Below are 13177 nucleotides of genomic sequence, written 5' to 3'. Positions count from 1 at the left end.
GCAAAGCCGATAAACAGGCTAATTGACCAACTTACCGGCCCGCTTCTGCGCCGTGCTCATCCAGCGCGGCCCGGGGGCGAACCGCCTCTGATGCCGGAGCGTCCATGCTCTACCAAATCCGTGAATTTCAGCGCGCCCTGCTGAGCCCGCTTACCGCCTGGGCCCAGGCCGCCTCCAAGTCGTTCTCGAACCCGTCGAGCCCGTTCTCGCTCGTGCCGGGCGCCACGCGCCTCGCGGCGGGCTACGAATTGCTCTACCGTCTCGGCAAGGACTACGAGAAGCCTGAATTCGATATCCGCCAGATCGAGAAGGATGGCTTCAACATCCCGATCGTCGAGCAGACCATCATCGAAAAGCCGTTCTGCCGGCTGCTGCGCTTCAAGCGCTTCGCCGACGAAACCGCCGCCGTCGCCGCGCTCAAGGACGAGCCCGTGGTGCTCGTGTGCGCGCCGCTCTCGGGCCACCACTCGACGCTGCTGCGCGACACCGTGCGCACGCTGCTGCAGGACCACAAGGTCTATATCACCGACTGGATCGACGCGCGCATGGTCCCGCTCGAAGCCGGTCCGTTCCATCTGGACGACTACATCGCGTACATCCAGGAATTCATCCGCCATATCGGCGCGAAGAACCTGCACGTGCTCTCGGTGTGCCAGCCCACGGTGCCGGTGCTCGCGGCCATCTCGCTGATGGCGAGCCGCGGCGAGCCCACCCCGCTCACCATGACGATGATGGGCGGCCCGATCGACGCGCGCCGCTGCCCCACGGCGGTCAACTCGCTCGCCACCGAGCATTCGATGGAATGGTTCGCGAACAACGTGATTCACACGGTGCCCGCCAACTATCCGGGCGAAGGGCGCGCGGTCTATCCGGGCTTCCTGCAGCACGCAGGCTTCGTCGCGATGAATCCGGGCCGCCACACCACCGCGCACTGGGACTTCTACAAAAGCCTCCTGCGCGGCGACGAAGAGGATGCCGAAGCACATCGCCGCTTCTACGACGAATACAACGCGGTGCTCGACATGGCCGCCGAGTATTACCTCGAGACCATCCGCACGGTGTTCCAGGAGTTCAGCCTCGCCGAGGGCACGTGGGACGTCGCCGGTGAGCGCGTGCGTCCGCAGGACATCCGCGAGACGGCGCTCTTCACGATCGAAGGCGAACTCGACGACATCTCGGGCTCCGGCCAGACGCGCGCCGCGCACGATCTGTGCACGGGCATCCCGGAGCACGAGAAGCATCATCTGACCGCGGAAAAGTGCGGCCATTACGGTATTTTCTCGGGCCGCCGCTGGCGCACGATCATCTATCCGCAACTGCGCGACTTCATCCGCCAGCATCAACGCGCGAAGCAGAACGCAAAAGAAAGCGCCGTGGCCTGACGGGCAACGACGCTTTCGGGTGCTAAAGAATCTCGAAGCGGTAATCGAAGCACGATATCAAACGCCGCGCCCTGATCGAACAGGGCGCGGCGTTTTTCATTTGCAGCACTTTAGTTGCGTGCCCGGTTGCGCATCGTTAGCGCCTTATTTGCGCATCAGAAACGCGAGCAGCATCTCGGTGTTGAGCTGGATGATCTCGGCGCGCTCGGCGCTCGTGCTGAAGTCGCGTCCGAGCGTGGCGTTGAGCGTGTAGCGATTGGACACGATGTAGTAGCCCATGCCCGAGAGCGTCACATAGAGGCGCAGCGGATCGATGTTCGCGCGAAAGAGCCCCGCGGCCTCGCCGCGCGCAAGAATGGAGCCGAGCGTGGCGACGATCGGCGAAACCATCTCGTGAATGCGCGTGGACTTGCCCATATAGCGCGCCTCGTGCAGGTTCTCGTTGTTCACGAGCCGCAGGAGATCGGGATGATCGCGGTAGTAATCCCAGACGAAATGCGCGAGCCGCGTGATCGCCTCGACTGGTGCGAGCCCGGCGAGATCGAGTGCGCGTTCGGCCTCGTTCAATGCGCCGAATGCGTGCTCCAGCACGGCAGTGAACAACTGCTCCTTGCTGCCGAAGTAGTAGTAGAGCATGCGCTCGTTGGTTTCCGCGCGGCGCGCGATCTGGTCGACGCGGGCGCCGAACAGGCCGCCGCTCGCGAATTCTTCCGCTGCGGCAAGCAGGATGCGGCGGCGCGTGCCTTCAGGATCTCTTTTGATTTTCGTCTGATTCATGGTGGCAGGATCGCTCAATAGGCGCGCGGCTTTCCACTTTGCGCTGCCGGGCCTCTCCAAGCCCATCTTGCGGCAGCGTGGCATGGAGCGCGCCGGGTTAATGGACTGACACCCTTCGCTTCCCGGTCTTTCTTTGTTTGCAGTCGTCTTGACCCCTCGCCCGACGCTGCGTATTTGACGCCGTCCTGCGGACTCGATCCGATGCCTCGCGCATGCGTGCAAACACTCGCGCAGCCATTCGAATTAAGCGCTTTGATTATGGCACATGCCCCGCCGATGGCAATGCGGGAAATCGGCGATAATGCGGGCTTTGGCACGCGTGCGTGCGCCCCGCAGACGTTGCGCTCCCGCAGTCCGTCGCCTGTCCACGCCGCCGCCCGGCCAGACCCGCTCTCGTCAAACGCGCGACATCGGACCAGGCCCGGCGGGCCCGCCCAGAAATCGCAACCGTGAACGATTCCAGAACACTCGCAGATCGCATCGAAGATCTGCTGCCCCAGACTCAATGCACCAAGTGCGGCTACGACGGCTGCTGGCCTTATGCCGAAGCCGTCGCCGCCGGCACCGCGAATTACAACCAGTGCCCGCCCGGTGGCGCCGAAGGCGTCGCACGCCTTGCCAGGCTGCTCGGCAAACCGGTGATCCCCATCAATCCCGTGAACGGCGTCGAGCGGCCGCGCCCCGTGGCCTTCATCGACGAGCAGTTGTGCATCGGCTGCACGCTGTGCATGCAGGCGTGCCCGGTCGATGCGATCGTCGGTGCGCCCAAGCAGATGCACACCATCGTCAAGGATCAGTGCACGGGCTGCGATCTGTGCGTCGCGCCGTGCCCCGTGGACTGCATCGCGATGATTCCGGTGACCGGCAACGCAACGGGCTGGGACGCCTGGAGCCAGCAGCAGGCCGATGAAGCCCGCGTGCGTCACGACCGCCGCCAGGCGCGGCTCGCCGCCGAGCGCAACGCAGCCGAAGCGCGCGCTGCTGCGCGCCGCGCCGCTGCAGCGCCTGCGGGAGCGGCCGCTTCCGGTGGTTCAACCGCTGCGAGCACCGTGCCCGATGCGCCGGCCAGCGCGCCTGCGAGCACCGACGATGCCGAAGCGAAGAAGAAAGCGATCATCCAGGCCGCGCTCGAACGTGCGCGGCGCAAGAAAGCGGAGCTGGCCGAGCACGGCGTTGCCCCGCGCAATACCGAGCACGTGAGCGCCGACGTGCAGGCGCAAATCGATGCCGCCGAGGCTCGCCGCAAACGTCTCGGTATCGGCGACGATGCGGGTGCTCCGGCGCAAGCCGCGGGCAAGACCGCTGGCACCGCTACGCCCGCCGCAGCGCCTTCCGCCACGCCCGAGCCGCCCGCACAAAACAGCGGCCAGAACGAGCGCAGCGAACACGACAACCCTCCGCACGACGACAAACCCGCATGAGCCGCCTCGAGCGGACGGCCCTCGCATACCAGTCATGAACGCCACCAAGCGCCGCGCCATCTACGAAACCTTCCAGAGCCTCGATCCGCACCCGACGACCGAGCTGGAGTTCACGACACCCTTCGAACTCCTGATCGCCGTGATGCTCTCCGCCCAGGCCACCGACGTCTCGGTGAACAAGGCCATGCGCAAGATGTTTCCGGTCGCCAACACGCCCGAGGCGGTGCTCGCGCTGGGCGAGGAAGGCGTCGCCGACTACATCAGGACGATCGGCCTCTATCGCACCAAGGCGAAGAACGTCATCGCCACCTGCAAGATCCTGATCGAGCAGCACGGCGGCGAAGTCCCGCAGACGCGCGAGGCGCTCGAAGCCCTGCCCGGCGTCGGACGCAAGACCGCGAACGTGGTGCTCAACACGGCGTTCGGCCACCCGACCATCGCCGTGGACACGCACATCTTCCGCGTCGCCAACCGCACCGGTCTCGCGCCCGGCAAGGACGTGAAGGCCGTGGAAACGGCGCTGGAAAAGGTCACGCCGGCCGAATTCCGCCAGGACGCGCATCACTGGCTGATCCTGCATGGGCGCTACGTGTGCAAGGCGCGCCGCCCGGAATGCTGGCATTGCGTGATCGAGCCGCTCTGCGAATTCAAGCCGAAGACGCCGCCGCCCGAGCTCTGACGAGGCCCGCCGGCGCCCCGGCGCGGGGCGCATGCATCGGCATCAAGGCATCGGCGTAAAATTGCGGCTTGAGCCGCCGCGTCAGGCGGATTCGCAGCGCTTCAGGCGCTCGCTACCGAGCCCTTTTCACCGCACGTTTCAAGCACGACACGATGTTCAATCCCAGCCGCGACGAAGTCCGCCGCTTTTTCACCGAGACCTGGCGCAAGCAGCGCGCGGGCGAAATCCTCACGCCGCTCGAAGCGATGGCCGCCGACTGGATCGTCGAGCATCCCGAGTACCACGCACAGCTCGCCGACGCCGAAGCGGCCGCCGCCGAGGACTACTCGCCCGAGCGCGGCCAGAGCAATCCCTTTTTGCATCTGTCGATGCATCTCGCGATCAGTGAGCAGCTCTCGATCGACCAGCCGCCGGGCATCCGCGCGGCGCACGAGCGGCTCGCGGCGCGACTGGGCTCCACGCACGACGCGCAGCACGCCATCATGGAATGTCTCGGCGAGACGATCTGGGAAGCCCAGCGCACCAATACGCCGCCCGACACCGACGCTTACCTCGCCCGCATCGAACGGCGCGCCTCGCGCGACTGAATTCCGGCCGGGTCCCCACTGAGAAACGGGAAAAGGCCATGAAAAAACACCCCGTGTGAGACGCCTCTACGCATCTCACACGGGGTGTTTCGCATCCGCGCGCAACTCGTGCACAGCATCATGCATATCGCATGACGCCCGCTCCGCGCTTATTTTTTCTCGACCAGATCGCCCTTGAGCGATTCGACGTAGGCGGCCAGATCCTTCAGATCGCGCTCCGAGAGGCTCTGCACCTGCGCCTGCATGATCGGATTGCTGCGGCCGAAGTTCGGGTTGCCCGTGCCCATCTGGTACTGGCGCAGCGCCCAGTAGACGTAGTCGGCGTGCTGGCCCGCCAGCTTCGGATACTCGGGGCTCACCGGCTTGTTCAGGTTCACGCCGTGGCAGGCCGCGCAGTTGTGGCTGTCGGCGAGCACCTTGCCGTTGGAGGCGTCGGCGGCCTGCGCCGGCTGCAGGGCCAGCGCGAGCGTTGCGGTGGCGCAAACCGCGAGAGCGGTCTTGAGAAGCGAGGCGCGGGCAGCAATGCCGCCGCGGCGGGCAGACGTGTGCTCGGCCGTGTAGGGCTTGTTCATGGATTCTCCTGTCCCGTGCCGGTTACTTCTCGGGATTGTTTTTCGTGGCGGCCGTCTGCGACGAGTAGTACGCCGCGATATCGGCGATGTCCTGGTCGGACAGCGACGACGCGATCGCATGCATCGTCCCGAAGTGGCGGTCGCCCTTCTTGTAGCCGTGCAACGCGTTTTCGATGTACTGCGCGTTCTGGCCGCCCAGGATTGGCACGTGATAGACCTCGGGATAGGCGGTGCGGTAGTCGGGAATACCATGACAGCCGATACACATCGCAACCTTGCCCTGCCCTGCCTTCGCGTTGCCCACGACATCCGCGTGTGCCGTGGCCGCGAAGCCCGCCAGCACTGTCAATGCTCCGAACATGACGTGCTTGCCGACAATTTTTTTCATAGCATCCAACCTGGCTTGAGGGGATTCGAACGCCCGAACCGCAGGCCACGGCCTGCGCCGCATTACTGCTGTTTTACTTTTGGGTCGCCGTGCAGGCCGAAAAAAATCGGTCCGAGTATACCGCGACGCCCCGCCACACGTCCACCGGGCTGCCGCCCGCATGGCGCCCGCTCAGGCCCGCCGGACGGGGCTCGGGCGTGAATGGAAAATTCGCGGGCGGTCCGGCGTGGGGGCGTGCGGGTCATCCCTGATGCGTCTCGCCCATCAGGCGCGAGCCACAAACAGGTGCCGCATCGGGCGGACCCAACGATACGCGAGCCCCCCCGGACCCAACACCCCTTCTGACTTATACTGGGATTTTTTTAGCGAGCGGTTGATCATGCGCGCCACGCGTTTCGAAGGCTCTTCGCAGTATGTCGCCACCGACGACCTCAAGCTCGCGGTCAACGCCGCGATCACCCTCAAACGGCCGCTGCTCATCAAGGGCGAGCCCGGCACCGGCAAGACCATGCTCGCCGAGGAAGTGGCGGCGGCGCTCGACATGCCGCTCATGCAGTGGCACATCAAGTCCACCACGAAGGCGCAGCAAGGCCTCTACGAGTACGACGCGGTCTCGCGCCTGCGCGACTCGCAGCTCGGCGACGAGCGCGTGAAGGACATCGGCAACTACATCGTGAAGGGCGTGCTGTGGCAGGCGTTCGAGTCGGAGCAGCAAAGCGTGCTGCTGATCGACGAGATCGACAAGGCCGACATCGAATTCCCCAACGACCTGCTGCGCGAGCTCGACCGCATGGAGTTCTACGTGTACGAGACGCGCGAGCTCGTGAAGGCGAAGCAGCGCCCGCTCGTCATCATCACGTCGAACAACGAGAAGGAACTGCCCGACGCCTTCCTGCGCCGCTGCTTCTTCCACTACATCAGCTTCCCCGATCCGGCCACGATGCAGCGCATCGTCGAGGTGCATTACCCCGGCATCCGCCGCGATCTGCTCAACGCGGCGATGGAAAGCTTCTTCGAGCTGCGCAACGTGGCGGGCCTGAAGAAGAAGCCGTCGACTTCCGAGCTGCTCGACTGGCTCAAGCTGCTGCTCGCCGAAGACATTCCGCCCGACGCCCTGCGCGCGGCCGATGGTTCGAAGTCCATGCCGCCGCTCGCCGGCGCGCTGCTCAAGAACGAGCAGGACATGACCCTCTTCGAGCGGCTCATCTACATGAACCGCCACAACCGCTAAGACCACCGCCAGGCGCGGGGCAAGCTCGCAAGGCCGGAGAATCCGCATGCTGATCGACTTCTTTTACACGCTGCGAGACGCGAAGCTGCCGGTCTCCGTGAAGGAGTACCTCACGCTCGTCGAAGCGCTCAAGGAGCGCGTGATCGCGCCCTCGCTCGACGACTTCTACTACCTCGCGCGCATGACGCTCGTGAAGGACGAGCAGTATTTCGACCGCTTCGATCAGGCGTTCGGCGCGTACTTTCGCGGCATCGAGAAGAAGTCCGAACTGGCCTTCGAGATTCCCGAAGACTGGCTCAAGAAGAAGCTCGAACGCGACTTCACGCCCGAGCAGCGCGCGCAGATCGAGGCGATGGGCGGCCTCGACAAGCTCATGGAGCGCCTCAAGGAGCTGTTCGAGGAGCAGAAGGAGCGCCACGAAGGCGGCAGCAAGTGGATCGGCACGGGCGGCACCTCGCCGTTCGGCAACGGCGGCTATAACCCCGAGGGCATCCGCATCGGCGGCGAAGGCGGCCAGCGCAGCGCGGTGAAGGTCTGGGACGCGCGTGCATACCGCGACTACGACGACCAGGTCGAGATCGGCACGCGCAACATCAAGGTGGCGCTGCGGCGCCTGCGCCGCTTCGCGCGCGAAGGCGCGGCCGAAGAGCTCGACCTCACGGATACCATCCGCAGCACGGCCGCGAACGCGGGCTGGCTCGACATCAAGATGGTCCCGGAGCGCCACAACAACGTGAAGGTGCTGATGCTGCTCGACGTGGGCGGCTCGATGGACGATCACATCAAGCGCACCGAAGAACTCTTTTCGGCAGCGAAGGCCGAGTTCAAGCACCTCGAGTTCTACTACTTCCACAACTGCGTCTACGACTATCTGTGGAAGAACAACCGCCGCCGTCACGCCGAGCGCACGCCCACCTGGGACCTGCTGCACAAGTTCACGCCCGACTACAAGCTCATTTTCGTGGGCGACGCGACCATGAGCCCCTACGAGGTGCTGCAGCCGGGCGGCTCGGTCGAGTACAACAACCCCGAGGCCGGCGCCGTATGGCTGCGGCGTCTCGCCGACCAGTTCCCGCATTTCGCGTGGCTCAACCCCGAGCCCGAGCGGCTATGGGAGTATCGCCAGTCGGTGTCGATCATCCGCGAGATACTCGGGCATCGCATGTATCCGCTCACCGTCGCGGGGCTCGAAACGGCCATGCGCGTATTGAGCAAATAGCGGCACCGTACCGCGAGGCGCATGGCGAGACCGTTGCGCACACAACCATAAAACGAGGAGATTTCCTGCATGAACGCGCCTTCGTCCCCGGACCTGCCATCGACGTTCCGGCCCGGACCGCTGCGGCCCTTCGCCGATACGTCGGTGGCCACGATCGTCGCGGGCTTCGTCGCGATGATGACCGGCTACACGAGCTCGCTCGTGCTGATGTTCCAGGCCGGCCAGGCCGCGCATCTTTCCCCGGCGCAAATCTCATCATGGATCTGGTCGCTCTCGATCGGCATGGGCCTCACCACCATCGGGCTGTCGCTCTGGTACCGCGCCCCCACCGTGATCGCCTGGTCGACGCCGGGCGCGGCGCTCCTGATCGGCTCGCTGCCGCACGTGCCCTATGCCGAGGCCATCGGCGCCTATCTCGTCTGCGCGCTGCTGCTCACGGCCGTGGGTGTGACCGGCTGGTTCGATGCGCTGATGAAGCGCGTGCCCGCCGGTATCGCGGCGGCGCTGCTCGCGGGCATCCTGTTCGAGATCGGCATCGAGATCTTCCACGCCGCGCAGGTGCAGACGCCGCTCGTGCTCACGATGTTCTTCGCCTACCTGCTGATGAAGCGCTGGGTGCCGCGCTACGCGATCGTCGGCACGCTCGTGGTGGGCGTGGCCGCGGCCGCCGCGCTCGGGCTGCTCGACTTCAGCCACTTCCGCGTGGCCGTCGCGAAGCCCGTGTTCACGATGCCGGCGTTCTCCGTTTCGGCGATCGTGAGCATCGGCATTCCACTGTTCGTCGTGGCGATGGCCTCGCAGAACGTGCCCGGCATCGCCGTGCTGCGCGCCGACGGCTACAGCACGCCCTCGTCGCCGCTCATCGCCACGACCGGCATCGCCTCGCTCATACTCGCGCCGTTCGGCTCGCACGGCATCAATCTCGCGGCCATCACCGCGGCGATCTGCACCGGCCCGCACGCCCATGAAGACCGCGCGAAGCGCTATATGGCGGCCGTCTGGTGCGGCATTTTCTATCTGATCGCGGGCATCTTCGGGGCCACCATCGCGGCGCTGTTCGCGGCGTTTCCGCAGGCGCTCGTGGTCTCCATCGCGGCGCTCGCGCTGTTCGGCTCGATCATGAGCGGTCTCACCAACGCCATGCAGAACCCGAAGGAGCGCGAAGCCGCGCTCGTGACCTTCATGGTGACGGCTTCGGGGCTCACGCTGCTTTCCATCGGCGCGGCGTTCTGGGGGCTCGTGGCGGGGGTGATCACGCAGGTGATCCTGAACGCGCGGCGCGCGTGAGACCTGGAGGGCCGTCGCGCGGCACTGCACTTGCGCAGTCGTCGGCAACGCCTGCAGAGCCGACCCGCGCGGCGCCTTGGCGCGTGCCTGAGACGTGCCTGATGCATGCCCGAACGCATGCGAGACGCATCCCGGACGCGCACGTCATCGCACCGCCACCCGATCCGCCATAAAATGGTGGCGTACGCCGTGCCCGCCGGCACGGCATCGCGCTCCGTCCCCGCACTCGCGGATGACCGTGCCAGGGACGGCGACGCAGCGCCCCGTCATGCGCCGTTACGGTGACGTATTGCGGGTGTGCAGGCGTTTCAGGCGTTCTGCATTTCGCGTTCCGCCCTTCGCGCCAGGAGCCCGCAGCTCCGGGGCGCGAGGCCGTTCAACTCCTACCAACGCCGGCGCGCATGCGCCCACAAGGCCTGACATGACTACCGCACTCGATCAGCTCAAGCAGTACACCACCGTCGTCGCCGATACGGGCGACTTCCAGCAGTTCGTCCAGTACAAGCCGCAGGACGCGACCACGAATCCGTCGCTGATCCTCAAGGCCGTGCAGAAGGCCGAGTACCGGCCGCTGCTCGAAAAAACCGTGCGCGATCATGCGAGCGAATCGGTCGAATCGATCATCGACCACCTGCTGGTCGCCTTCGGCACCGAGATCCTCAAGATCATTCCGGGCCGCGTCTCGACCGAAGTGGATGCGCGCCTCTCGTTCGACACGAAGAAGTCGATCGACAAGGCGCATCACATCATCGACCTCTACAAGCAGGCCGGCATCGCGCGCGAGCGCGTGCTGATCAAGCTCGCGTCCACGTGGGAAGGCATCCGCGCGGCCGAGGTGCTGCAAAAGGACGGCATCCGCTGCAACATGACGCTGCTGTTCTCGCTCGCGCAGGCCGCCGCGTGCGCCGAAGCGGGCGCGCAGCTCATCTCGCCGTTCGTCGGCCGCATCTACGACTGGTACAAGAAGGCCAAGGGCGCCGACTGGGACGATGCGAAGGATGGCGGCGCGAACGATCCGGGCGTGCAGTCGGTGCGCAAGATCTACGCGTACTACAAGAAGTTCGGCTACAAGACCGAGGTGATGGGCGCGAGCTTCCGCAACACGAGCCAGATCGTCGAGCTGGCCGGCTGCGACCTGCTCACGATCAGCCCGGACCTGCTGCAAAAGCTGCACGACAGCACCGACAAGGTCGAGCGCAAGCTCTCGCCCGAAGCGTTCAAGGACGCGCAGATCGAGTGCGTGGCCGTGGACGAGCCGTCGTTCCGCTTCCAGATGAACGAAGACGCGATGGCGACGGAGAAGCTCGCGGAAGGCATCCGCGCGTTCGCCGCCGATGCGATCAAGCTCGAAAAGATGATCGAGGAACTGCGCGCGCGTTAATCGCGATGCCGCCATCGAGCGGCCACTGAGCCTTCGTTGAGTCTTCATTGAGCCGCCGTCGGGCCGCACAGGCATCCTGTGCGGCCCTTTTTGCATGCCGCGCCGGGTGGGCGCACGATCCCGTTCGCGGCGCCCCGCCGCGCATACTCCATTCCCGTCTGCGCACTCGCAAACCCTGGTGACACGGGCCCGCGAAACAGGCATTTGGACATCCGGAGCGCCTAGAATCAGTGCAGCGGCGCCCTATGCCGCGCCATCCCGGCCCCGCCCTGCCGCGCAGCGTCATCCAGTCCGCGCGGCATGGCTTCATGGGACCGGCCATCCCGGGATCGCCCACCGTGGGATCGCCCGGCGATCCAGTCCGCAAGGAAATTGACGATGCAAATCCAGCCCTATCTGTTCTACAACGGCAACTGCGAAGAAGCGATCGCGTTCTACCGCGAGGCGCTCGGCGCGCAGGAGCTGTTCAGGATGCGCTTCAAGGAGGCGCCGCCCGACCCGGAGGGCCCAATGCCGCCCGAATTCGCCGAAAAAATCATGCACGCCACGCTCCAGATCGGCGACGCGCAAATCTTGATGTCCGATGGCGGGTGCATGACGCAGAACGACAAGTTCGCCGGTTTTAGCGTCTCGCTCACGGGAACCGACGCCGCCGCCGCACGGCGCCACTTCGACGCGCTCGCCAAGGGCGGGCAGGTGACGATGCCGTTCCAGAAGACCTTCTGGTCGCCCGGCTTCGGCATGCTGACCGACAAGTTCGGCGTGCCGTGGATGGTCAGCGCGCCGCACGACAATCCCGCCGCCTGAACGGCGCGAGAACGCTCCCACGCAGCGCCCAGGCGCGCGTCACACCATGCGGTGCATGTGGGCGCGTTCGATGTTCCATCTGGGCTCGGTTTCGAGGAGCAGGGCACGCAGTTGCCCCACCTGCTCCTCGAAGCGCTGTTCGAGCCAGTACGGCCCCTGCATTTCCGGCGCGAGCGGTGCGGCACCCGGCTCCAGCGGCGCCGTGCCGGGGACGCCCGTTGACACACCTGTTTGCGTCGCCTCGGGCGCCAGGTCCGGTGCGACGCCCGATCCGGCCAAGCCCCCCGCCCCGCCCGAAGCCGCCTCGAGCGCCCCCGAGCGCAACGCGCGCGCGGCCGCCTCCGGATGCCGCGTGCCGCCAAAACGCAGCGCCCGCGCCGTCGCCAGCAGCGCTTCGCGCACGGATGCGCTGCGCCCCGCGAAGGCCACGCGCACAAGCTGCTGCTCGTAGTTCCCGAGTCCCGTCGACATCATCTCCAGCGAACTCAGCAGCGAGCGGTGCAGACGCTGCACCTGCTCGAGCCGCGCGAGCGGCACGTCGATCTCCTTAGCCACCGAAGGCATCAGGCCGCGCAGTTGCACGAGCCGCGCGTTCAGGCGCCGGAAGGTCTCCACCTGCGCATCGGTGCTTACGTGCGCGCCGCTCACCACCTGGGCGTAGACGCGCGCGATCTCGCGCAGATTGTCGGCGAGCCGGTAGCGCCACGAATAGGTCGCGTGCAGCGGCAGCGCGAACGAAAACGCCAGCGCGATCACGATGCCGATCATCACGTTGAGCGTGCGCCACAGACCCGTGTCGATGAGGTTATCGCCGTGGCCCGCGACGATGCACATCGTGATGGCCGTGAGGAGCGGCACGTAGCCCGCCTTGCCGATCGCGTAATAGCTGCAGACGGCCGCGACGATCGCCATGAGCAGGTAGGTGAGCCACGTGAGGCCCGTCACCGCCTGCACGACGATGAGCGTCAGGCCGATCAGCGCGCCGAGCACGGTGCCGAGCGCCCGCTCGGCGGCCTTCTTGCGGATGTTGCCGTGGTGCTGGAGCCCGCCGATCACCACGAGCAGCGTGACCGACGCCCAGATGCCGTGCGGAACGTCGATGCCCGTGGTGGCGAGGATCGACACGAGCATCGCGAGCCCCACGCGCACGCCGTGGATGATCCCGGCATTGCGGTAGCGATAAAACGGCGACGTGAGCGAGCGCCAGATGCGCGCCGCGCGCGAGCGCCGGCGCACGGGCCTGCGGCGGCCGGCGGTGTTCGCGTCCTGGCGCAACGCATCGCCGGTCGCGGCTGCTGCTGCGGCGGCGGATTCGGAGTCGGTTTCGGTGTCGTGGTCGGACGAAGCCATGGCGCGCTCGAAGCCTGCTGGACGTGACGCAAGTGGGCGGAAAATCGACGAAAAAGCGGCGAGGAACCGCGAACGACGTCTCCGCAGAGGTCGTCC

13 protein-coding genes are annotated in these 13177 nt (G+C 66.0%); 9 read left to right on the top strand and 4 right to left on the bottom strand.

Translation table 11 applies throughout. The annotated features are described in order from the left end of the window. Positions 1-104 precede the first annotated feature (104 nt). A complete protein-coding gene (locus U5775_RS18650; protein WP_322059572.1) occupies positions 105-1382 on the top strand; it encodes a polyhydroxyalkanoate depolymerase in 1278 nt (425 codons plus the stop codon). Between the two features lie 144 nt (positions 1383-1526). Here U5775_RS18650 and U5775_RS18645 read toward each other — a convergent pair whose 3' ends face one another. Further along, positions 1527-2159 carry a TetR family transcriptional regulator gene (locus tag U5775_RS18645; RefSeq protein ID WP_322059571.1) on the bottom strand — a complete coding sequence of 211 codons (633 nt, stop codon included), beginning with the start codon at positions 2157-2159 and terminating at the stop codon, positions 1527-1529. Positions 2160-2608: 449 nt separating this feature from the next. Between U5775_RS18645 and rsxB the strand changes: the two genes are divergently transcribed. The 3 genes from rsxB (at position 2609) to U5775_RS18630 (ending at position 4846) form a co-directional block, all read left to right on the top strand. Then, positions 2609-3580: an electron transport complex subunit RsxB gene (gene rsxB, locus U5775_RS18640; RefSeq protein ID WP_415913602.1), complete on the top strand. Its 972-nt coding sequence runs from the start codon at positions 2609-2611 to the stop codon at positions 3578-3580. A gap of 34 nt (positions 3581-3614) precedes the next feature. Further along, positions 3615-4259, top strand: coding sequence for an endonuclease III (gene nth / locus U5775_RS18635; protein ID WP_322059570.1), 645 nt, complete (start codon positions 3615-3617; stop codon positions 4257-4259). A gap of 152 nt (positions 4260-4411) precedes the next feature. Further along, the gene (locus U5775_RS18630) at positions 4412-4846 is read left to right on the top strand and encodes a DUF1841 family protein (RefSeq protein ID WP_322059569.1); all 435 of its coding nucleotides are present in this window, start codon (positions 4412-4414) and stop codon (positions 4844-4846) included. 149 nt (positions 4847-4995) lie between these two features. On the opposite strand, the gene U5775_RS18625 is transcribed toward U5775_RS18630, so the two are convergent. Beyond that, complete coding sequence (locus tag U5775_RS18625) at positions 4996-5418, bottom strand: c-type cytochrome (RefSeq protein ID WP_322059568.1); 423 nt, start codon at positions 5416-5418, stop codon at positions 4996-4998. Between the two features lie 22 nt (positions 5419-5440). Next, positions 5441-5806 (bottom strand): cytochrome c, encoded by a 366-nt coding sequence (locus U5775_RS18620; protein WP_322059567.1) that lies wholly within the window; start codon positions 5804-5806, stop codon positions 5441-5443. A 379-nt stretch (positions 5807-6185) separates the two neighbouring features. Between U5775_RS18620 and U5775_RS18615 the strand changes: the two genes are divergently transcribed. The 5 genes from U5775_RS18615 (at position 6186) to yjdN (ending at position 11731) form a co-directional block, all read left to right on the top strand. Beyond that, positions 6186-7037: a MoxR family ATPase gene (locus U5775_RS18615; RefSeq protein ID WP_322059566.1), complete on the top strand. Its 852-nt coding sequence runs from the start codon at positions 6186-6188 to the stop codon at positions 7035-7037. 46 nt (positions 7038-7083) lie between these two features. Continuing rightward, positions 7084-8256, top strand: a complete 1173-nt coding sequence (locus U5775_RS18610) for a VWA domain-containing protein (protein ID WP_322059565.1) — start codon at positions 7084-7086, stop codon at positions 8254-8256. Between the two features lie 69 nt (positions 8257-8325). Beyond that, positions 8326-9543 (top strand): benzoate/H(+) symporter BenE family transporter, encoded by a 1218-nt coding sequence (locus tag U5775_RS18605; RefSeq protein WP_322059564.1) that lies wholly within the window; start codon positions 8326-8328, stop codon positions 9541-9543. Between the two features lie 421 nt (positions 9544-9964). Beyond that, the gene (gene tal, locus U5775_RS18600; protein ID WP_322059563.1) at positions 9965-10924 is read left to right on the top strand and encodes a transaldolase; all 960 of its coding nucleotides are present in this window, start codon (positions 9965-9967) and stop codon (positions 10922-10924) included. Between the two features lie 378 nt (positions 10925-11302). After that, a complete protein-coding gene (yjdN, locus tag U5775_RS18595) occupies positions 11303-11731 on the top strand; it encodes a VOC family metalloprotein YjdN (protein ID WP_322059562.1) in 429 nt (142 codons plus the stop codon). A gap of 39 nt (positions 11732-11770) precedes the next feature. On the opposite strand, the gene U5775_RS18590 is transcribed toward yjdN, so the two are convergent. Further along, on the bottom strand, positions 11771-13081 hold the full coding sequence (locus U5775_RS18590) for an FUSC family protein (protein WP_322059561.1): 1311 nt from the start codon (positions 13079-13081) through the stop codon (positions 11771-11773). Positions 13082-13177: the final 96 nt, after the last annotated feature.

This window comes from Paraburkholderia sp. J63 (assembly GCF_905220245.1).
Lineage (GTDB): Bacteria > Pseudomonadota > Gammaproteobacteria > Burkholderiales > Burkholderiaceae > Paraburkholderia.
Note: the sequence above shows the minus strand (reverse complement) of the source record. Positions and strands in the feature narration are given on the sequence as shown.

Excerpts from the sequence above, each read along its gene's own strand:
- U5775_RS18610 (WP_322059565.1), top strand. The coding sequence starts at position 7,084 with ATGCTGATCGACTTCTTTTACACGCTGCGAGACGCGAAGCTGCCGGTC.
- U5775_RS18620 (WP_322059567.1), bottom strand. The coding sequence starts at position 5,806 with ATGAAAAAAATTGTCGGCAAGCACGTCATGTTCGGAGCATTGACAGTG.
- yjdN (WP_322059562.1), top strand. The coding sequence starts at position 11,303 with ATGCAAATCCAGCCCTATCTGTTCTACAACGGCAACTGCGAAGAAGCG.
- U5775_RS18630 (WP_322059569.1), top strand. The coding sequence starts at position 4,412 with ATGTTCAATCCCAGCCGCGACGAAGTCCGCCGCTTTTTCACCGAGACC.
- nth (WP_322059570.1), top strand. The coding sequence starts at position 3,615 with ATGAACGCCACCAAGCGCCGCGCCATCTACGAAACCTTCCAGAGCCTC.
- U5775_RS18605 (WP_322059564.1), top strand. The coding sequence starts at position 8,326 with ATGAACGCGCCTTCGTCCCCGGACCTGCCATCGACGTTCCGGCCCGGA.
- U5775_RS18615 (WP_322059566.1), top strand. The coding sequence starts at position 6,186 with ATGCGCGCCACGCGTTTCGAAGGCTCTTCGCAGTATGTCGCCACCGAC.
- U5775_RS18625 (WP_322059568.1), bottom strand. The coding sequence starts at position 5,418 with ATGAACAAGCCCTACACGGCCGAGCACACGTCTGCCCGCCGCGGCGGC.
- U5775_RS18650 (WP_322059572.1), top strand. The coding sequence starts at position 105 with ATGCTCTACCAAATCCGTGAATTTCAGCGCGCCCTGCTGAGCCCGCTT.
- U5775_RS18645 (WP_322059571.1), bottom strand. The coding sequence starts at position 2,159 with ATGAATCAGACGAAAATCAAAAGAGATCCTGAAGGCACGCGCCGCCGC.
- U5775_RS18590 (WP_322059561.1), bottom strand. The coding sequence starts at position 13,081 with ATGGCTTCGTCCGACCACGACACCGAAACCGACTCCGAATCCGCCGCC.
- tal (WP_322059563.1), top strand. The coding sequence starts at position 9,965 with ATGACTACCGCACTCGATCAGCTCAAGCAGTACACCACCGTCGTCGCC.